We start from the raw sequence: 19443 nt of genomic DNA, 5'->3' as shown, positions 1-19443 counted from the left end.
ACCCCGGCCGGGGTGATGACACAGGCTCTCAGCCGCGCAGCGACAGGGCCTGCCCGGCCACCACGAGCAGCACGTGCTCGCACTCGGTGGCGAACACCGTGTTCAGGCGGCCCAGTTCGTCGCGGTAGCGGCGGCCCGACGCGGTCGCGGGGACGATCCCGGAGCCGACCTCGTTAGAGACGGCGACGACCGTGCGCCGGGTCGCCCGCACCGCGTCCGCGAGTTCGGTGACCCGCCGCCGCAGCTCCCGTTCCCCGCCGCCCGCCCACTCGTCGTCGTCCCACGCCTTCACCTCGTCCATGACGTGGGTCAGCCACAGCGACAGGCAGTCGATGAGCAGCGCGGGACCGTCCTGCGCGAGCAGCGGGACGAGGTCGCAGGTCTCCGTGGTGCGCCAGGAGCCGGGGCGCCGCTCGCGGTGCACGCTCACCCGCTGCGCCCACTCGGTGTCGCCGCCCCTGGTCCCGCCGGTCGCCACGTACAGCACCTCGGGGAAGGCCTCAAGGCGCCGCTCGGCCTCCACCGACTTGCCCGACCGCGCGCCGCCGAGGACCAGCGTCCGGCGCGGCACGTCCGGCACGTCCTCGTACGCGCCGATCACGAGCGTCGACCCGTCCGGCACGGCCCGCGCCCCCGCGGCGGCGAGACGGCGCGTCAGCTCCGCGCCGGGCGGCGCCTGGTGGCCGATGTGCACCGCGAGCACGTCGGTGGTGGGTCCGACGGCCCCGGCCGCCCGGAGCCGGGCGAGCCCGTCGGGGCGGCCGAGGACATCGGCGACGACCATCTCGTACGGGGCCCGCTCACCGCGCCCCTGCGCGCCGCCGTTCCCCTCGCTGAGCCCCGCGGGCGCCCCGCCCGGCGGCAGGTAGAGGAGCCGCTCCCCGTCCGGCCCGGTCACCTCGTACCCCGAACCCGGCGCGTCCAGCGCCACCGTGCGCACCCGGTGCCCGGTGAGCAGCGCGAGCTCCCGCCCGTCGGCCACCCGCCCCGGCTGCGGCAGCCCCGCGGGGACCTCGACGGCGGGCCCGTCGTGCGGGTGGGAGAGGAGGACCTGGCGCACTCCGCCGAGCGAGTGCCCGGCGCGGGCGGCCGCGAAGGCGGCGCCGGGGGTGAGGTCGAGCAGCAGGACGCCGTCCACGAGGAGCGCGGTGGGGGCGCGTGCCGCATCGCCGAGCGCGGTCGCGCAGACCGCGCAGGGGCAGTCGGGGAGGGGCAGTCCACCGGGGGCGCCGGTGCCGAGCAGAGTCAGTTCCACACGAAGATCCTCCCGCGTCGGGTCGAGCGCCGCTCGCCCGGCTAGGCTTCAAGCGGATTCAGGCGGTTCTCATACCGCTACGGGACCTTCGGGAGGCTGACATGGCGGCATGGACGTGGCGGTTCGAGAAGGCGGACGGGACAGAGGTCCAGCCCGCGGTCCAGCCCGAGGAGTTCACCACACAGGGCGACGCCGAGTCCTGGGTCGGTGAGTGCTGGAAGGCGCTCGCCGACGGCGGCGCCGACCAGGTGACCCTCTTCGAGGACGCGAACAAGATCTACGGCCCGATGAGCCTGCACATGGAGGGCGCGGAGGACTCCGAGGACGCCTCCGCCTGACCTGAGCGCGCACCACGGGAGGCGGCGGCCGGGCCACGGTCGCCGCCTCCCGCACGCAGCGGGGCGAGTCCCGCCGTCCGTGGTGGCTGCACCAGTGGCTGCATCAGCGGCTGCATCAGTGGCTACATCTCCCCGAGGGTGACGTCGGCGCTCTTCTCCGCACCGTCACGCACGTACGTGACCTTCGTCTTCTCGCCCGGCTCGGCCGAGGCGAGCGCCTCGGAGAGCGAGTTGATGGTGGTCACCTCGTCGTCGCCGAGCCCGGTGATGATGTCCCCTGCCGCCATCCCGGCCTTCGCCGCGGCGCCGCCCTCGCGCGCCTCGACGACGGCCACGCCCGCGGGCCGGTAGTCGTCGCCGAGAACGGTGCGGCCCGTGATGCCGAGCGCGGCCCGGCCCGAGTCGGTCACCTTGCCGCTCTTCACGATCTGGTCGGCGACGGTCTTCACCATCGAGGACGGGATCGCGAAGCCGATGCCGGGGGCGGCGCTGTCGCCCATCTGCGGATCGCTCGCGGCGAGCGTGGGGATGCCGATGACCTTCCCGTCGAGGTCGACGAGCGCGCCGCCGCTGTTGCCCGGGTTGATCGCCGCCGAGGTCTGCACCATGTTGGCGATGGTGGCCCCGGTCCCACCGCCCGAGCGGCCCTCGCTGACGGTCCGCCCGGTGGCCGACACGATGCCCTGGGTTACGCTGGACGACAGGCCGAGCGGCGAGCCCATGGCCAGCACGATCTGCCCGACCTCGGCCTTGGTGGAGTCGCCGAACTCCGCGGCCTTCAGACCGTCCGGCACGTCGCTCAGCTTGATGACGGCGAGGTCCTGCTCCGGGTAGGAGGCGACCAGATCGGCGGTCAGGGCCTGCTCGCCGGTCGCCGTCGTCACCTTGAAGCGCTTCTCCTTGCCCACGACGTGGGCGTTGGTGACGATGTGCCCCTTGTCGTCGTAGACGACCCCGGAGCCCAGGCTGTCGGCGGCGTCGATCTGGACGACGGACGGCAGGACGTCCTTGATCACCTTCTGGTAGTCGTCCTGCAGATCGTTCGCGGAGGCCGGGGCGGCCTGCGTGGTGGACCTGCCGGAGTCGCCGGAGTCCGAGGAGGAGCAGCCGCCGACGAGCGCGACGGCGGAGAGGGCGGCGGCCAGCGGAAGAGAGACGACACGGGCGCGGGTGCTTGAGGCAGTCATGCCCCGAGTGTCGGATTTGTCGGGCGGTGTAGCCCTGTCTTAGGGGGCCGAACAGGCGTCACCGGCACCAGGTGCGTAGGCCGCACGGCGGTGCCGGTGACGTGAAAACCCCCTGGCCCTCTTAGTCCCGCACTCCGCAGAGATGCAGAAGGGCGGCGACCCGCCGGTACGGATCGGTACGCCCCGCCCGCTCCTCGGCGGCGAGCAGCGCCTCGAACTCCCACTCGGGAGGCAGTACGGCACCGTCGGCCACGGTGTCGGTGAAGACCCGCACGCCGTACCAGGCCTGCAGCGGCGCCGCGATCCCCGCAAGCGCGGAGGTCAGCCGGTCGAGCCGGTCCGCGCGGGCGTCGATGCCGAGCCGGTTGCGGTACGTGACGGAGTCGAAGGAGGCGAGCGCCCCCGCCCAGTCCCCGGCCATACCGGGCCGCATGGCCAGCGCCTCCGCGTTGCGCACCAGCAGCGAGAGCAGCCCGCCGGGCGCCAGCATCCGGGCGAGACCGGCGAGGAGCGCCTCGGGCTCCTCCACGTACATGAGGACGCCGTGGCAGAGCACGACGTCGAAGCTGCCGGGCAGGAAGTGCACCCCGGTCTGGTGCCCGTCGCCCTCGACGATCCGCACCCGTCCCTGGATGCCCTCGGGCTCGGCGGCGAGCGAGGCGCGGGCCGCGGCGATCATGGCGGTGTCCTGCTCGACGCCCGTCACCTTGTGACCGGCGCGGGCGAGCCGCAGTGCCTGCGTGCCCTGGCCCATGCCGACGTCGAGCACCCGGAGCCGCTGTCCCACGGGGAAGCGTCCGGCTATCTGCTCGTCGAGCTGGCGCGCCACCAGCTCCTGGCGAACGGCGTTGCGCAGGCCGCCCAGCTTCTCCAGCCAGGCGCCGGCGCCGCCGGTGAATCCGCTCAGGGCCGCGCTCCGCGCTTGACCTGCGGCTTCGGCAGTCGCAGTCGGCGCATCTGGAGCGTGCGCATCAGGGCGTAGGCAACGGCGCCCTTCTTGCTCTCGTTCGGGAAGCGCTCGGCCAGGCGCTTCTTGAGGCGGAGCGCGGTGACGATCGAGTCGACGATGATCAGGACGATCACGAAGAGCCAGGCAAGCAGCGCGACGTTCTGCAGCTGGGGCACCTGGACGATGCTCAGCACGAGAATGATCACCGCGAGGGGCAGGAAGAACTCGGCGACGCAGAAGCGCGAGTCCACGAAATCGCGCGCGAACTTGCGCACAGGACCCTTGTCACGGGCGGGCAGGAACCGCTCGTCGCCGCTGGCCATCGCCTCGCGCTGCTTCGCCATCTGCGTGCGGCGCTCGTCGCGCTGCCGCTTGGCGGCCTCCTTGCGCGTCGTCGGCGTGTTGGTCACGCTGCGGCGCTGGGACTGGGCCATGGCGCGCTTGGGGGTGGGGCGGCCCTTGGGGGCCTGCGGGTCACGGGGCTGGGTGGAGTCGGTCACCGGCGCCTGAACAGCCGGGGCCTTCTCATCCTTGGATCGGCTACGGAACACAAAATCCAAGGGTACGGGGTGCGGGGACATGGACGTCCGCCCGGAGGGGAACGATCCGGCAACACCGTGCGTCTTGATTACGTGCCCAATGGGACGTAGCAGGCGTATGCGGCCGGTTCGGCGGTGCGGTCCCGCCCCTCGGGGTCGGCATACAGGGGTGCACCTACTCCTTACGCCGGAGCGGTGCGCGATGCAGTCGTCCTTGGGGATGAGCGCATCCGCCCGCGAACAGTGCGGTAATGGATGCAGGGCCCGTACTGTGGGTTCTGAGCAGTACCTGGAGCTGGAAGTCCGTCAGAAGGGGGCGCGCGAAGCCCATGAGCGGTGTCATGAAGCGTATGGGGATGATCTTCCGCGCGAAGGCGAACAAGGCCCTTGACCGGGCCGAGGACCCGCGCGAGACCCTCGATTACTCGTATCAGAAGCAGCTGGAGCTGCTGCAGAAGGTGCGCCGCGGCGTTGCTGACGTGGCGACGTCCCGCAAGCGCCTCGAGCTGCAGCTGACGCAGCTCCAGAAGCAGTCCTCGACCCTTGAGGACCAGGGCCGCAAGGCGCTGGCGCTCGGCCGCGAGGACCTGGCCCGCGAGGCCCTGTCCCGCCGCGCGGCGCTCCAGCAGCAGGTGACGGACCTGGAGACGCAGCACCAGACGCTCCAGGGCGAGGAGGAGAAGCTCACCCTCGCGGCCCAGCGCCTCCAGGCCAAGGTCGACGCCTTCCGCACCAAGAAGGAGACGATCAAGGCCACGTACACCGCGGCGCAGGCGCAGACCCGCATCGGCGAGGCCTTCTCCGGCATCTCCGAGGAGATGGGCGACGTCGGCATGGCGATCCAGCGCGCCGAGGACAAGACCGCGCAGCTCCAGGCGCGGGCCGGTGCGATCGACGAACTGCTCGCCTCCGGGGCCCTCGACGACTCCTCCGGACTCGCCAAGGACGACATCCAGTCCGAGCTGGACCGCCTCTCCGGTGGTACTGATGTAGAGCTGGAACTGCAGCGCATGAAGGCCGAGCTGGCTGGGGGTACCTCCCAGGCTATTGGCTCTGGGGGCGGATCCAGCAGCGGGCAGCAGGCGATCGAGGGCGGCAAGGGCCAGCCCCAGGCGCAGCAGCCCCAGGACACCCCGCGCCTCGACAAGCAGTAGCCCTACGCACGTCCGAGGAGGACGACATGATCGTACGGATCATGGGGGAGGGGCAGGTGGAGCTGGCGGACAGCCACTTCGCCGAACTGAACAAGCTGGACGACGACCTGCTGGAGGAGATGGAGAGCGGCGACGAGCCCGGCTTCCGCCGCACGCTCCACGCGCTCCTGGACAAGGTCCGGGAGCTCGGCACCCCTCTCCCGGACGACGCCCTGGAACCCTCGGAACTGATCCTCCCCGCCCCGGACGCCACCCTGGACGAGGTCCGAGACATGCTGAGCGACGACGGCCTAATCCCAGGCTGACCCACCCCAGCCCCACCCGCCCCCAGCCGAGGGCGCAGTCAGGGGCGCGGGGAACGGCGCGCTCAGCCCCATCGAACCGGCACCCGAGGGCGCAGCCAGGGGCGCGGGGAACGGCGCGCTCAGCCACAGCGGACCGGCAGCCGAGGGCGCAGTCAGGGGCGCGGGGAACGGCGCGCTCAGCCCCATCGAACCGGCACCCGAGGGCGCAGCCAGGGCCGCGGGGAACGGCGCGCTCAGCCCCATCGAACCGGCACCCGAGGACGCAGCCAGGGGCGCGGGGAACGGCGCGCCCAGCCACATCCGGCCCGCAGGCAAAGGCGCAGCCAGGGCCGCGGGGAACGGCGCGCCCAGCCCCATCGAACCGGAACCCGAGGACGCAGCCAGGGCCGCGGGGAACGGCGCGACCAGCCACATCCGGCCCGTCGGCCGACGACGATCCTCCATTCCGCTCAAGGCCCCCGGCCAGCCCCCGTAACGTTGAGCCAGTGACCACTCTCGTACGAGGCCGCGGCTGGGCCAGAACACACCCGCTGGCGGTGGACGCGCTGCTCGCCTTCGCCGTCCTCGTCTGCATGGTCGTCGGCTCCTTCGCGGAGCCGAACGGAGAGCACGGCCCCACCTGGGGCACCCGCACCCCCGACGTCCCGAGCCTGATCCTCATGACGCTCGGCGCGCTCGCCCTCGTCTTCCGCCGCCGCGCCCCCTGGTCCGTGCTGGCCGCGACCTGCGGCGCCTCCATCGTCGAGCTGCTCACCGGCGAGCCCCGCGCCCCCGTCGTGATGTGCGCGGTCATCGCACTGTTCACCGTCGCCGCCCGCACGGACCGCTCCACGACCTGGCGGATCGGCCTCGTCACGATGACGGGCCTCACCGGCGTCGCGATGCTCTCGGGCGGCCCCCTGCCCTGGTACGCGCAGGAGAACCTCGGCATCTTCGCCTGGACGGGCATGGCCGCCGCCGCGGGCGACGCGGTGCGCAGCCGTCGCGCCTTCGTCGACGCCATAAGGGAGCGCGCCGAGCGGGCGGAACGCACGAGGGAGGAAGAGGCGCGGCGCCGCGTCGCCGAGGAGCGGCTGCGGATCGCCCGCGACCTGCACGACGTGGTCGCCCACCACATCGCCCTGGTCAACGTGCAGGCCGGAGTCGCGGCGCACGTCATGGACAAGCGCCCCGACCAGGCCAAGGAAGCCCTCTCGCACGTCAGGGACGCCAGCCGCTCCGCCCTCAACGAACTCCGCGCCACCGTCGGCCTGTTGCGGCAGACCGGCGACCCGGAGGCGCCCACCGAACCGGCCCCAGGACTGCACCGGCTCGACGAGCTCGTCGAGACGTTCCGCAACGCGGGCCTGCCGGTGGAAGTGGCCCTCGGCCAGGTCGGCCTGGACCTGGCGGCCGCCGTCGACCTCGCCGCGTTCCGGATCATCCAGGAGGCGCTGACCAATGTGCAGAAGCACGCGGGGCCGGACGCCAAGGCCGAGGTGAGCGTCGTCCGCGTCGGCCCGAACGTGGAGGTCACCGTCATCGACGACGGCCCCGGCCCCGGCAAGGGCGCCGAGCGGGACCCCGAGCAGGACACCGGCGGCGGCCACGGCCTGATCGGCATGCGCGAACGCGTCTCCGCGCTCGGCGGCAGCTGCTCGGCGGGGCCCCGCTACGGAGGCGGCTTCCGCGTCCATGCGATCCTGCCCGTGACCACGGCAAAGGGAGGGACCGCGTGACGATCCGCGTACTGCTCGCCGACGACCAGGCGCTGCTGCGCAGCGCGTTCAAGGTGCTCGTCGACTCCGAATCCGACATGGAGGTGGTCGGTGAGGCGTCCGACGGGGCGGAGGCGGTCGCGCTCGCCAGGTCCGCACGGGCCGACGTGGTCCTGATGGACATCCGGATGCCCGGCACCGACGGCCTCGCCGCCACCCGCATGATCAGCGCGGACCCGTTGCTCGCGCATGTGCGCGTGGTGATGCTGACGACCTTCGAGGTCGACGAGTACGTGGTGCAGTCGCTGCGCGCGGGCGCCTCCGGGTTCCTCGGCAAGGGGGCGGAGCCCGACGAACTGCTCGGTGCCATCCGCATCGCGGCGGCCGGTGAGGCGCTGCTCTCCCCGGTGGCCACCAAGGGCCTGATCGCCAAGTTCCTTGCGCAGGGCGAGGGGATGGACGGCGACGGCCCGCGCGGTGAGCGGCTCGACGCGCTCACCGGACGCGAGCGCGAGGTCCTCGTCCAGGTCGCGGGCGGCCACTCGAACGACGAGATCGCCGACCGCCTCGAGGTCAGCCCGCTCACCGTGAAGACCCATGTGAACCGGGCGATGGCGAAGCTCGGCGCCCGCGACAGGGCCCAACTCGTGGTCATTGCGTACGAATCGGGCCTGGTGCGTCCAAGGGTGGAGTGACGCGAGAGGCGGCGTACTGCGACCGCAGTATGCGTGGCATACGAAATGGTCCTCTGAGCGGGACGTCGGCTACCGGCCATGGCTGAGAGTGTGAGGGGCGGCCGAAGCTTGCCGCAGGCACCCACTTTCCGGGCCCTGGCCGTGGCTGTCCCCACGGCCCTGCCCGGCAGCCTGTCCGGCCTCGTCCGCCCCTGCCGCGCACGCCACAGAGAGAGACCACCATGTCCTGGCTGTCCAGGTTCAGCCTTGCCCAACGGGCACTCATAGGGCTGATGTCGATCATCGCGATCGTCTTCGGCGCCATCGCGATACCGCAGCTCAAGCAGCAGCTGCTCCCCTCCATCGAACTGCCCATGGTGTCCGTGCTCGCGCCGTACCAGGGCGCGTCCCCCGACGTGGTCGAGAAGCAGGTCGTCGAGCCGCTCGAGAACACCATCGACGCGGTCGACGGCATCACCGGCGTCACCTCCACGGCGAGCGAGGGCAACGCCGTGATCATGGCCCAGTTCGACTACGGCAGCGGCTCCAAGCAGCTCGTCGCCGATGTCCAGCAGGCCGTGAACCGCGCCCGCGCCGAACTGCCCGACGACGTCGACCCGCAGGTCGTCGCGGGCTCCACCGACGACATCCCGACCGTCGTCCTCTCCGTCACCTCCGACAAGGACCAGCAGGCCCTCGCCGACCAGCTGGACCGCACCGTCGTGCCGTCCCTCAAGGACATCGACGGCGTCGGCCAGGTCACCGTCGACGGCGTGCGCGACCTCCAGGTCGACGTCACCCCCGACGACCGGAAGCTGGCGAAGGCCGGGCTGAACCCGGCCGCGCTCGGCAAGGCGCTCCAGGCGGGCGGCGCCACGCTGCCCGCGGGCTCCTTCGACGAGGGCGGCAAGAACCGCACCGTGCAGGTCGGCGGCGGCTACACCTCGCTGCGGCAGATCGAGAACCTGCGGGTCACGCCCGAGGCCACGCCCGGCGAGCAGCCCGGCAAGCCGGTGCGCCTCGGCGACGTGGCCAAGGTCGAGCAGAAGCCGTCCACCGCGACGTCCATCACGCGCACCGACGGCGAGCCGAGCCTCGCGGTCGCGGTCACGATGGACCACGACGGCAGCGCCGTCGCCATCTCCGACGCGGTGCACGACAAGCTCCCCGACCTGCGCAAGGACCTCGGCTCCGGCGCCACCCTGACGGTCGCGAGCGACCAGGGCCCGGCCGTCGCCAAGTCCATCAAGGGCCTCACCACCGAGGGCGCGCTCGGCCTGCTCTTCGCGGTCGTCATCATCCTGGTCTTCCTTGCGTCGATCCGCTCGACGCTGGTCACCGCGGTCTCCATCCCGCTCTCGGTCGTACTCGCCCTGATCGTCCTGTGGACGCGCGACCTCTCCCTGAACATGCTCACGCTCGGCGCGCTGACCATCGCCATCGGCCGCGTCGTCGACGACTCGATCGTGGTCCTGGAGAACATCAAGCGCCACCTCGGCTACGGCGAGGAGCGCGAGCAGGCGATCCTGAAGGCGGTCCGCGAGGTGGCGGGCGCCGTCACGTCCTCCACCCTCACCACGGTCGCGGTGTTCCTCCCCATCGGCCTGGTCGGCGGCATGGTGGGCGAGCTCTTCGGCTCGTTCTCGCTGACGGTCACGGCGGCGCTGCTCGCCTCCCTGCTCGTCTCGCTGACGGTCGTGCCGGTCCTCTCGTACTGGTTCCTGCGCGCCCCGAAGTCGATCCAGGGCGTGGACCCGGAGGAGGCCCGCCGCAAGGCCGAGGAGAAGGAGAGCCGCAGCAGGCTCCAGCGGATGTATGTCCCCGTCCTGCGCTTCGCGACGCGCCGCCGCCTCACCAGCCTCGGCATCGCGCTCGTGATCCTGGTCGGCACGTTCGGCATGGCGCCGCTCCTGAAGACGAACTTCTTCGACCAGGGCGAGCAGGAAGTCCTCTCCATCAAGCAGGAGTTGAAGCCCGGCACGAGCCTCTCGGCGTCCGACGCCGCGGCGAAGAAGGTCGAGAAGATGCTGTCGGGCATCGACGGGATCAAGGACTACCAGGTCACGGTCGGCTCCTCCGGCTTCATGGCCGCCTTCGGCGGCGGCACGGACACCAACCAGGCCTCGTACACCTTGACGCTCAAGGACAAGTCGTCGTACGACAAGACGCAGGACCTCGTCGAGAAGGAGCTCGGCAAGCTCTCCGGGATCGGCCGGACCACCGTCTCCGCGGGTGACGGCTTCGGCAGCCAGGACCTCAGCGTCGTGGTGAAGGCCGCCGACGGGAAGGTCCTGCGCGAGGCGTCCGACGACGTGCGGGACGAGGTCGCCAAGCTCGACGACGTCACCGACGTCCAGAGCGACCTGGCGCAGAGCGTCCCGCGCATCTCGGTCAAGGCCACCTCCAAGGCGGCCGCGGCAGGGTTCGACGACACCACCCTCGGCCAGGCCGTCGCCCAGTCGGTGCGCGGCACCACCAGCGGCAAGGCCATCCTCGACGACACCGAGCGCGACGTCGTGATCAAGTCGGCGAAGCCGGCGAAGACCCTCGACGAGCTGAAGAAGCTGGCGCTGCGCCCCGGGGTGAAGCTCGGCGACATCGCCGACGTCGAACTGGTCGACGGCCCGGTCTCGATGACCCGCATCGACGGCGCGCGGGCCGCGACGATCACCGCGAAGCCGACCGGTGACAACACCGGCGCGGTCAGCGCGGACCTGACCAAGAAGCTCGACGCGCTGAAGCTCCCCGACGGGGCCACGGCCTCGATCGGCGGCGTGTCCGAGGACCAGGACGAGGCGTTCGCCAAGCTGGGCCTCGCGATGCTGGCGGCCATCGCGATCGTCTTCATGCTCCTGGTCGCGACCTTCCGCTCGCTGGTCCAGCCGCTGATCCTGCTGGTCTCCATCCCGTTCGCGGCGACGGGCGCGATCGGCCTGCTGGTCCTCACGGACACCCCGATGGGCGTCCCCGCGATGATCGGCATGCTGATGCTCATCGGCATCGTGGTGACCAACGCGATCGTGCTGATCGACCTCATCAACCAGTACCGCAGGCAGGGTTACGGCACGGTCGACGCGGTCATCGAGGGCGGCCGCCACCGGCTGCGCCCGATCCTCATGACGGCCCTGGCGACGATCTTCGCCCTGCTCCCGATGGCCCTGGGGGTCACGGGCGAGGGCGGCTTCATCGCCCAGCCGCTCGCGGTCGTGGTGATCGGCGGCCTGATCACCTCGACGCTCCTCACCCTCCTCCTCGTGCCGACGCTGTACGCGATGGTGGAGCTCCGCAAGGAGCGCAGGCGCGCCAAGCGCGAGGCGAAGCGGGCGAAGAAGGACGGCGTCCCGGCCCAGGCCACGGACACCTCAACCCCGGAGCCCTCCAAGCCCTGACCCCAACCGGAAGGGGCGCCCCCGCGAAACACCGAGGGGGCGCCCCTTGGGCAGCCCTGTCGCGCCCGGCGACGCCAGGACCGGCCGTCATCGCCGGACACGCCAGTCCCACCCAGGGGCGCGGGGAACCGCGCGATCGGCCACGGCGCACCCGCAGCCGAACAGCGCCAGCACCGCGCAGCCCCCGCACAGCGCCATCCCGCAGAACAGCGGCACGGCCGTGTGCTCCCCGCCGAGTCCCACCAGCGGCGCCACCACCGCCCCCAGCGCGCTCTGCGCGGTGCCGAGGAGCGCCGACCCCATGCCGGAGGAACGGGGCGCCACCCGGTCCAGCGCCAGCGCCGCCGAGTTGGCCATCACGAGCCCGAACCCGCCGCACACCACGGCCAGCAACGGCAGACAGACGGCGACCGACAGCAGCCCGCCCACGGCGAGCACGAGCAGCACGCACGACCCCGCGAACATCGCCGAGAGCCCGCCCCGCAGCAGCGCCTCGGGAGCGACCCGCCCCACGAGGCGGGCCCCCGCCGCACCGGAGAGCGCCGCGACGACCGCGCCGCCCGAGAAGGCGACGGACGACGTGCCGACCGCCAGGCCCAGGACGTTCTGGAGCAGGAATGGCGACCCGGCGGCGTAGCAGAAGAGCACCCCGAACCCGAAGGTGAAGGCGAGCGAGTACCCGACGTACGCCCGGTCGCCCACGACCTCGCGGGCCGAGGCCGCCACCTGTCGCGGCCCGCCCCGGTGCCGCCGCTCCCGCGGCAGGCTCTCCGGTACGCCGACCACCACCGCCAGGGTCACCAGGAGCGAGACCCCGGCGAGCACCCAGAACACGCTCCGCCACCCCGAGGCCCCGATGACCGCGCCACCGGCCAGCGGGGCGATGACGGGGGCGATCCCGGCCAGCGTCATCAGCACCCCGAACAGCCGCGCGGCCGCGGCCCCTTGGAACCGGTCGGAGAGCACGGCCCGGCTGATCACGACCCCCGCGGCCCCGCTGAACCCGGTCACGAACCGCAGCGCGACCAGCCACCCCAGTGAGGGCGCCCCGGCACACAGCGCGGTCCCCACGGTGCACACGGCCGCCCCCGCGAGCAGCGGCCCCCGCCTGCCGTACCGGTCGGAGAGCGGCCCGAAGACGAGGTGCCCGAGCGTCATCCCGACGAGGAACGCGGTCAGCGTGAGCTGCACCCCCCAGGCGTCGGTGCCCAACTCGTCGGCCATGCGCGGAAAGGCGGGGAGATACATGTCGGTCGAGAGCGGACCGATGAACGAAAGCAGCGCGAGCGCCGCGGTGAGCAGGGGAATGCGCATGGCGCGGGAACCCTCCTGGGCAGGCGGATGAGCGGGCACAGGGGAGGGGGGAAGGTCCGGACGACGGCCGGGAGAAGCACATGAGGCGTACTAGAAGCGCTGCGGGGCGGAGCACGGCGCGGCTCTGTCGAAGAACACCCGGGAAGCAGTGTGGAGCCTAGAACGCCGTAAGGGGCACCCGCAATGGCGGGCGCCCCTTACGTGACGTGATTCGAGTGGCGACTACGGAAGCGCCAGCATCCGCTCCAGCGCCAACTTCGCGAACTGCTCGGTCTCCCGGTCCACCTCGATCTGGTTGACCAGCTTGCCCTCGGCGAGGGACTCCAGGGTCCAGACCAGGTGCGGCAGGTCGATCCGGTTCATAGTCGAGCAGAAGCAGACCGTCTTGTCGAGGAAGACGATCTCCTTGTCCTCGGCGGCGAAACGGTTCGCCAGTCGGCGCACGAGGTTCAGCTCGGTCCCGATGGCCCACTTGGACCCGGCGGGCGCCGCCTCCAGCATCTGGATGATGTGCTCGGTGGAACCCACGTGGTCGGCCGCGGCGACGACCTCGTGCTTGCACTCCGGGTGCACCAGGACGTTCACGCCCGGGATGCGCGCACGGACGTCCTCGACGCTCTCCAGCGAGAAGCGCCCGTGCACCGAGCAGTGCCCGCGCCACAGGATCATCTTCGCGTCGCGCAGCTGCTCGGCGGTCAGGCCGCCGTTCGGCTTGTGCGGGTTGTAGAGCACGCAGTCGTCGAGCGAGAGCCCCATGTCGCGCACGGCGGTGTTGCGGCCCAGGTGCTGGTCGGGCAGGAAGAGGATCTTCTCGCCCTGCTCGAAGGCCCACTCCAGGGCGCGCTTGGCGTTGGACGACGTACAGATGGTGCCGCCGTGCTTGCCCGTGAACGCCTTGATGTCGGCCGAGGAGTTCATGTACGAGACGGGCACGACCTGTTCGGCGATCCCGGCCTCGGTCAGCACGTCCCAGCACTCGGCGACCTGCTCGGCGGTGGCCATGTCGGCCATCGAGCAGCCCGCGGCCAGGTCGGGGAGCACGACCTTCTGGTCGTCCGTCGTCAGGATGTCCGCGGACTCGGCCATGAAGTGCACACCGCAGAAGACGATGTACTCCGCGTCCGGCCGCGCGGCCGCGTCACGCGCCAGCTTGAAGGAGTCGCCGGTGACGTCCGCGAACTGGATGACCTCGTCGCGCTGGTAGTGGTGGCCCAGCACGAAGACCTTGTCGCCGAGCTTCTCCTTGGCGGCACGGGCGCGCTCGACCAGGTCCGGGTCGGACGGGGACGGCAGATCGCCGGGGCACTCCACGCCGCGCTCGCTCCTGGGGTCGGCCTCGCGGCCGAGCAGCAGCAGGGCGAGGGGCGTGGGCTGAACATCGAGGTTCACGCTGTCCACGGGGGACTGGGCGGTGGTCACAACACGCACCCTTTCTAATCTGCAGACGATCCTTTTCGTCTAATTGACGTTATCTATCATAACTGCTTCGTGTCAGTTTGACGATGGCCATTGTGTCGATGTGACGCATTCCCCGTCCCGCGGCCCGCTGTTCCACCCGGCGCCATGTGCGAGCATGAAGGGGTAAGACGTAAGCGCTCGGCCCGGAATGAATCCGCGGCCCCGCCGGTTGCAACCGTCGGCAAGCAGTCTCCGTACAACCCGGGAGAGAAGCAGATGTCCGTATCGGACGAGACCACCACCGTGAGCGACGGCATCCTCCTGTCGGACGCCGCCGCGGCCAAGGTGAAGGGCCTGCTGGAGCAGGAGGGCCGGGACGACCTGGCGCTGCGCGTCGCCGTTCAGCCCGGCGGCTGCTCGGGCCTGCGCTACCAGCTGTTCTTCGACGAGCGCACGCTCGACGGCGACGTCGTGAAGGACTTCGACGGCGTGAAGGTCGTCACGGACCGGATGAGCGCTCCCTACCTGGGCGGCGCCTCCATCGACTTCGTGGACACCATCGAGAAGCAGGGCTTCACGATCGACAACCCGAACGCCACCGGCTCCTGCGCCTGCGGCGACTCCTTCAGCTAAGGCTGCGGGCACCCACGTACGAAGGCGGCGGCCCCCTGAGATTCCAGGGGGCCGCCGCCTTCGTACGTGCTGCTGCGTGCTGCTACTTCTGCCGGACCGTGTCGCCCGCGGAGTCCACGACCTTGCGGTCGCCCAGCGGCTTGTCCAGGGTGACCTTCTTCTTGAGGTCCTTGGCCATCATGATGCAGACGTCGCCCTTCTTGCCGGTCTGGTCGATCTCGACCGTCACGCGGTCGCCGTCCTCCCGCGCGGACGCGGAGTACTCGGCGCAGGCGCTGCCCCAGAAGTGCACGGTCAGCGACTTCCCGTCGGCGCTGTAGGACGTGAGGCGCGTCTTGTCCGCATCGCCCTTCCCGGTCCCTTCGCCCTTGTCGCCCGGCTTCTCGGTGGGCGTCGGCGTGCCCGGGGTGCTGGGCGACGTCAGGTACTCGGGCGCGACCGCCGGGTGCGTCACCGTGAAGGTGTCCTGTGCGCCCTTCGGCTTCACGTCGAACAGCCAGGACGGTACGAGGGTCTGCTTGCCGTCCACGAAGTGCGTCGCGAGGCCGAACGTGGCGCCGTTGACGGCGACCGGCTGCGGCTTGGGCGCGGACGACGGCTTGCAGGGGGCCTGCTTCGGGCCGCTGCCGCCCTCGTTCTTCGTCGCGTCGTCGGCGTGCGGCACCGGGGTCGCACAGCCGCCGATGCCGACGTGGCCGTCGCCGCCCGACTTGTTCAGCCGGTCCAGGGTCTCCTGGGCGCCGATCACCGGATACGTGGCGCCCTTCTCCGGCGCCTTCAACTGGCCGCTGCCGCCGACCACTTCGCCGCCCGCGCCGACCTGGATGCCGGTCGACCAGCCGTACGTCGGCAGGCCGCCCACCTTCGGGTCGGCGTTCACCACCCGTACGGCGCCCATCAGCTGGCTCGCGTCCAGCTTCGCGTCGTCCTGGCCGAGCGCCTTCAGGACGGGCGCGGCGGCGTCCTTGGCCGCCTGCTCGCTCACCGCGTCCTCCGTCTCGCCGTTCGGCGCGGTGGAGGTGCTGGAACAGGGCTTGAACCGGGGGCAGTTGTCGGTGCCGCCCGTGCCGTGCCCGGCGTAGGTCCAGGTGCCGGGCGCCTGCTTGTTCACCTGCAGCGAGGGCCCGGACCCGTCGTTGCCGGATCCCACCTTCCAGGCGCCGTCCTGCGACTTCGGTGTCCCGGTCACGCCCAGGGTCTTCGCCAGCTCGGTGACTTCGGACCGGGTGACCTCGCCGCGGGCGTGGTAGACCGCGGCGGACTCGGGGCCGTCGGGCAGCTGGGTGGTCGCCCGGTACCTCGCGCCGTTCGGGTCGGGCTCGCCGGGCGCGATGCCGTTGGAGTCGCCGGTGCCGCCGGTACCGCCGGTGCCGCTTCTGGCGTCGCCCGGCCCGTCGCCGGCCGGATAGCCGTCCAGGGCGAGGGGCGGCGGGTTGCCGCCGTCCCCCGCGGGTGCCCCGTCACTGCCGCCGTTGCCGCCACCGCCGGACGCGGACGCCGCGAAGTACGCCCCACCGCCGCCGACCAGCAGCACGGTGGCCGCGACCGAGGCGACGGCCAGGCGGGACCGCCGCCGTTGCGGCTCGGCCGCCTCATGATCGGATCGCTCGGTGCTCACCGCATCGCTCCTTCGACTGCACTGCTGTCCCGGAAATCCCACCGGTGATTGCCACCGGCAGGCTTCGTCGTATCTCAGTTCCCCTTTACGGGGGACGGCGATGGGACGCAGCGGGGGAGCGCACGGTTCCCTCGACGAGTGCGCCAGGGTCCCGGAACCAGTCTCCCTCAGTCTCCGTACTCGGACATTTCGCCGATCAGGCGTGCGGAGGAGGGCGGGACGGTGATGCCGTGGATCAGCGAGGGCGGTACGGGGGCGGTCGCGGCCGGGGCGGGCACCGCCCAGTGCGGCGCCATGCGGGCGCAGTCGCCGCGCAGCGACTCCATGCTCTCCGCGGCCTCCCTGACGGGTGCGGTGCGACGCTGCAGGACGACATCCTTCGGGATAACGGTCATAACGGCACCGTATGCATCCGGACGCTCATGAAAAAAGCCCTACTATCGGGTAGTTTTGGCACTTCAGGAGGGGTGCCTCGACCCGGTAGCGTGAACTGTCAATCCCCGCCTCTCCTCCACAGGAGCATCCAGCCGTGCGTATTGCAGTCACCGGCTCCATCGCCACCGACCACCTGATGACCTTCCCCGGCCGCTTCGCCGACCAGCTGGTCGCCGATCAGTTGCACACGGTCTCCCTCTCCTTCCTCGTCGACGCCCTCGATGTCCGCAGGGGCGGCGTCGCCGCCAACATCACCTTCGGCATGGGACAGCTCGGCACCAACCCGATCCTCGTCGGGTCCGCAGGGTCCGACTTCGGCGAGTACCGCGCCTGGCTCGACCGGCACGGCGTGGACACGGCCTCGGTGCGCATCTCCGAGACCCTGCACACCGCCCGCTTCGTCTGCACCACGGACGCCGACCACAACCAGATCGGCTCCTTCTACACGGGCGCGATGAGCGAGGCCCGCCTCATCGAGCTCAAGGCCGTCGCCGACCGCGTGGGCGGCCTCGACCTCGTCTCGATCGGCGCCGACGACCCCGAGGCGATGCTCCGGCACACCGAGGAGTGCCGCGCCCGCGAGATCCCCTTCGCCGCGGACTTCTCGCAGCAGATCGCGCGCATGGAGGGCGAGGAGATCCGCACGCTCCTCGACGGGGCGACGTACCTCTTCTCCAACGAGTACGAGAAGGGGCTCATCGAGTCCAAGACGGGCTGGACCGACGCCGAGATCCTCTCGCGGGTCGGCCACCGCGTGACGACCCTCGGCGCGAACGGCGTCCGCATCGAGTCCGTCGGCAAGGACCCGATCGAGGTCGGCGTCCCGGAGGAGGAGGCGAAGGTCGAGCCGACCGGCGTCGGCGACGCGTTCCGCGCGGGCTTCCTCTCCGGCCTCGCCTGGGGCGTCTCCCACGAGCGCGCGGCGCAGGTCGGCTGCATGCTCGCCACCCTGGTCATCGAGACCGTCGGCACGCAGGAGTACGAGCTGCGCCGCAGCAACTTCATCGACCGCTTCACCAAGGCGTACGGCCACGAGGCCACCGCCGAGGTCCAGCCGCACCTCGCCTAGGGCCCGTCACGAGCTCCGGCGGACCACGTACGCGACACCGTGGTCCGTCGGCCGCTCGCCCACGAACTCCTGCCCCTGCGTCCAGCACCAGGCGGGAATGTCCACGGCCGCGACCTCGTCGTCGGCGAGGATGGTGACGGTGCCGCCCACCCGCACCCGCCCGATCGCCTTGGCCAGCTCGATGACCGGCAGCGGGCAGGCCGTCCCGAGCGCATCGACCGTCACGGCCTCCGCCGCCCCGTCCCCGCCCGCGACCGGCGCCCCCAAGGTCTCCCGCACGCCGCGCACGACCCCGGGCAGCACGTCGAGGAACCGCTCGACGTCCGCCTCGTCGGCCCCGAACGGCAGCGACACCCGTACGTTCCCCTCGCTGACCACCCCCATGGCGCGCAGCACATGGCTCGGCGTCAGCGTCGAACTGGTGCACGAGGACCCGGACGACACGGAGAACCCGGCCCGGTCGAGCTCGTGCAGCACGGTCTCCCCGTCGACATAGAGACAGGAGAAGGTGACGAGGTGCGGCAGGCGCCGCACCGGATCGCCCACCACCTCCACATCCGGCACGAGCCCGGGCACCCGCGCCCGGATCCGCTCCGTCAGCTCCCGCAGCCGCGCACCCTCCGCGGCGGCCTCGGCCCGCACCGCCCGCAGCGAGGCGGCCGCCGCCACGACCGCCGGAATGTTCTCGAAACCGGCGGCCCGCCCGGACTCCCGCTCGTCGACGGGCCCTTGCGCGGCGAACCGCACCCCTTTGCGTACGACGAGAAGCCCGACCCCTGCCGGGCCGCCCCACTTATGGGCACTCCCGGTCAGCAGCGACCAGTCCCCGTCGACGCGCCCCCAGGCCAGCGACTGCGCGGCGTCCACCAGGACCGGCACCCCGGCGGCCCGGCACACCTCGGCGACCCGGGCGACCGGCTGCTCCGTGCCGACCTCGTGGTTGGCGGACTGCAGACAGGCGAGCGCGGTGTCCTCCCGCAGCGCGGCGGCGTACGCCGCCGGGTCCACCGCCCCGCCCCTGTCCACCGCCACCTCGGTCACCGCCCCGCCGTCGGCTTCGTGGGCCTCCGCCGAATGGAGCACCGACGAATGTTCGACGGCCGACACGATCAGGTGGCGTCCGACGCGCCGCCGCCCGGCGAGCGCTCCGGTGATTCCGGAGTGCACGGCACGGGTGCCGGACGAGGTGAAGACGAGCTCGTCGGGACGGCAGCCCACCGCGTCGGCGGCCGCCTCGCGCGCGGCGTCGAGGAGCAGCCTGGCCCGCCGCCCCTCGCGATAGAGCCGGGCGGGGTCGGCCCACCCCTCGTCGAGCGAGGCCTGGAGAGCCTGCCGTGCGACGGGATGCAGCGGGGCGGAGGAAGCAGCATCGAAGTAGGACACGCCCCCACGCTAAGACGTCACCGGAGCGCCCCGCCCCGGGGGAGCGCCCCGCAGGGGCTGCTCCCTCGGGGCGCGGGGAACCGCGCGCTCGGCCACCAGGCACCCG

17 protein-coding genes are annotated in these 19443 nt (G+C 71.8%); 8 read left to right on the top strand and 9 right to left on the bottom strand.

The features are described 5' to 3' along the window. Nucleotides 1-28: 28 nt before the first annotated feature. Nucleotides 29-1255: a bifunctional adenosylcobinamide kinase/adenosylcobinamide-phosphate guanylyltransferase gene (locus AC068B_RS00875; RefSeq protein WP_478668105.1), complete on the bottom strand. Its 1227-nt coding sequence runs from the start codon at nt 1253-1255 to the stop codon at nt 29-31. A 101-nt stretch (nt 1256-1356) separates the two neighbouring features. Between AC068B_RS00875 and AC068B_RS00870 the strand changes: the two genes are divergently transcribed. Further along, nucleotides 1357-1593: a hypothetical protein gene (locus AC068B_RS00870; RefSeq protein ID WP_468560012.1), complete on the top strand. Its 237-nt coding sequence runs from the start codon at nt 1357-1359 to the stop codon at nt 1591-1593. A gap of 122 nt (nt 1594-1715) precedes the next feature. Here the strand turns inward: AC068B_RS00870 and AC068B_RS00865 are convergent, their stop codons facing one another. From AC068B_RS00865 to AC068B_RS00855, 3 genes are all read right to left on the bottom strand, one after another. Continuing rightward, nucleotides 1716-2780: a S1C family serine protease gene (locus AC068B_RS00865; protein ID WP_478668103.1), complete on the bottom strand. Its 1065-nt coding sequence runs from the start codon at nt 2778-2780 to the stop codon at nt 1716-1718. 121 nt (nt 2781-2901) lie between these two features. Continuing rightward, entirely contained in the window at nt 2902-3609 is a 708-nt protein-coding gene (locus AC068B_RS00860) for a class I SAM-dependent methyltransferase (protein ID WP_478668102.1), read from the bottom strand. Nucleotides 3610-3683: 74 nt separating this feature from the next. Further along, entirely contained in the window at nt 3684-4310 is a 627-nt protein-coding gene (locus AC068B_RS00855) for a DUF3043 domain-containing protein (RefSeq protein ID WP_478668100.1), read from the bottom strand. Between the two features lie 287 nt (nt 4311-4597). On the opposite strand from AC068B_RS00855, the gene AC068B_RS00850 reads away from it, so the two are divergent. From AC068B_RS00850 to AC068B_RS00830, 5 genes are all read left to right on the top strand, one after another. Continuing rightward, entirely contained in the window at nt 4598-5422 is an 825-nt protein-coding gene (locus tag AC068B_RS00850; protein WP_478668099.1) for a PspA/IM30 family protein, read from the top strand. Between the two features lie 26 nt (nt 5423-5448). Continuing rightward, a complete protein-coding gene (gene pspAA / locus AC068B_RS00845; RefSeq protein WP_478668098.1) occupies nt 5449-5727 on the top strand; it encodes a PspA-associated protein PspAA in 279 nt (92 codons plus the stop codon). A gap of 485 nt (nt 5728-6212) precedes the next feature. Beyond that, a complete protein-coding gene (locus tag AC068B_RS00840) occupies nt 6213-7445 on the top strand; it encodes a sensor histidine kinase (RefSeq protein ID WP_478668096.1) in 1233 nt (410 codons plus the stop codon). Beyond that, nucleotides 7442-8119 carry a response regulator transcription factor gene (locus AC068B_RS00835; protein WP_356267848.1) on the top strand — a complete coding sequence of 226 codons (678 nt, stop codon included), beginning with the start codon at nt 7442-7444 and terminating at the stop codon, nt 8117-8119. The genes AC068B_RS00840 and AC068B_RS00835 overlap by 4 nt, the downstream gene beginning before the upstream one ends. 221 nt (nt 8120-8340) lie before the next feature. Further along, nucleotides 8341-11487, top strand: coding sequence for an efflux RND transporter permease subunit (locus tag AC068B_RS00830; protein WP_478668095.1), 3147 nt, complete (start codon nt 8341-8343; stop codon nt 11485-11487). 87 nt (nt 11488-11574) lie between these two features. Here AC068B_RS00830 and AC068B_RS00825 read toward each other — a convergent pair whose 3' ends face one another. Continuing rightward, nucleotides 11575-12801 carry a multidrug effflux MFS transporter gene (locus AC068B_RS00825; protein WP_478668093.1) on the bottom strand — a complete coding sequence of 409 codons (1227 nt, stop codon included), beginning with the start codon at nt 12799-12801 and terminating at the stop codon, nt 11575-11577. 222 nt (nt 12802-13023) lie between these two features. Then, nucleotides 13024-14229 (bottom strand): quinolinate synthase NadA, encoded by a 1206-nt coding sequence (gene nadA, locus AC068B_RS00820; RefSeq protein WP_468560030.1) that lies wholly within the window; start codon nt 14227-14229, stop codon nt 13024-13026. A 246-nt stretch (nt 14230-14475) separates the two neighbouring features. On the opposite strand from nadA, the gene AC068B_RS00815 reads away from it, so the two are divergent. Then, nucleotides 14476-14832, top strand: a complete 357-nt coding sequence (locus AC068B_RS00815; protein ID WP_030786960.1) for a HesB/IscA family protein — start codon at nt 14476-14478, stop codon at nt 14830-14832. 82 nt (nt 14833-14914) lie between these two features. On the opposite strand, the gene AC068B_RS00810 is transcribed toward AC068B_RS00815, so the two are convergent. Beyond that, entirely contained in the window at nt 14915-16450 is a 1536-nt protein-coding gene (locus tag AC068B_RS00810) for a hypothetical protein (RefSeq protein WP_478668092.1), read from the bottom strand. A 167-nt stretch (nt 16451-16617) separates the two neighbouring features. Further along, nucleotides 16618-16845, bottom strand: coding sequence for a hypothetical protein (locus AC068B_RS00805; protein ID WP_478669292.1), 228 nt, complete (start codon nt 16843-16845; stop codon nt 16618-16620). A 134-nt stretch (nt 16846-16979) separates the two neighbouring features. Here AC068B_RS00805 and AC068B_RS00800 point away from each other — a divergent pair, with 134 nt between their 5' ends. Continuing rightward, complete coding sequence (locus AC068B_RS00800) at nt 16980-17954, top strand: carbohydrate kinase family protein (RefSeq protein ID WP_478668090.1); 975 nt, start codon at nt 16980-16982, stop codon at nt 17952-17954. Nucleotides 17955-17960: 6 nt separating this feature from the next. Here AC068B_RS00800 and AC068B_RS00795 read toward each other — a convergent pair whose 3' ends face one another. Then, entirely contained in the window at nt 17961-19337 is a 1377-nt protein-coding gene (locus tag AC068B_RS00795) for an aminotransferase class V-fold PLP-dependent enzyme (protein ID WP_478668089.1), read from the bottom strand. Nucleotides 19338-19443 lie beyond the last annotated feature (106 nt).

Source organism: Streptomyces sp. NPDC042371, assembly GCF_056437465.1.
Note: the sequence above shows the minus strand (reverse complement) of the source record. Positions and strands in the feature narration are given on the sequence as shown.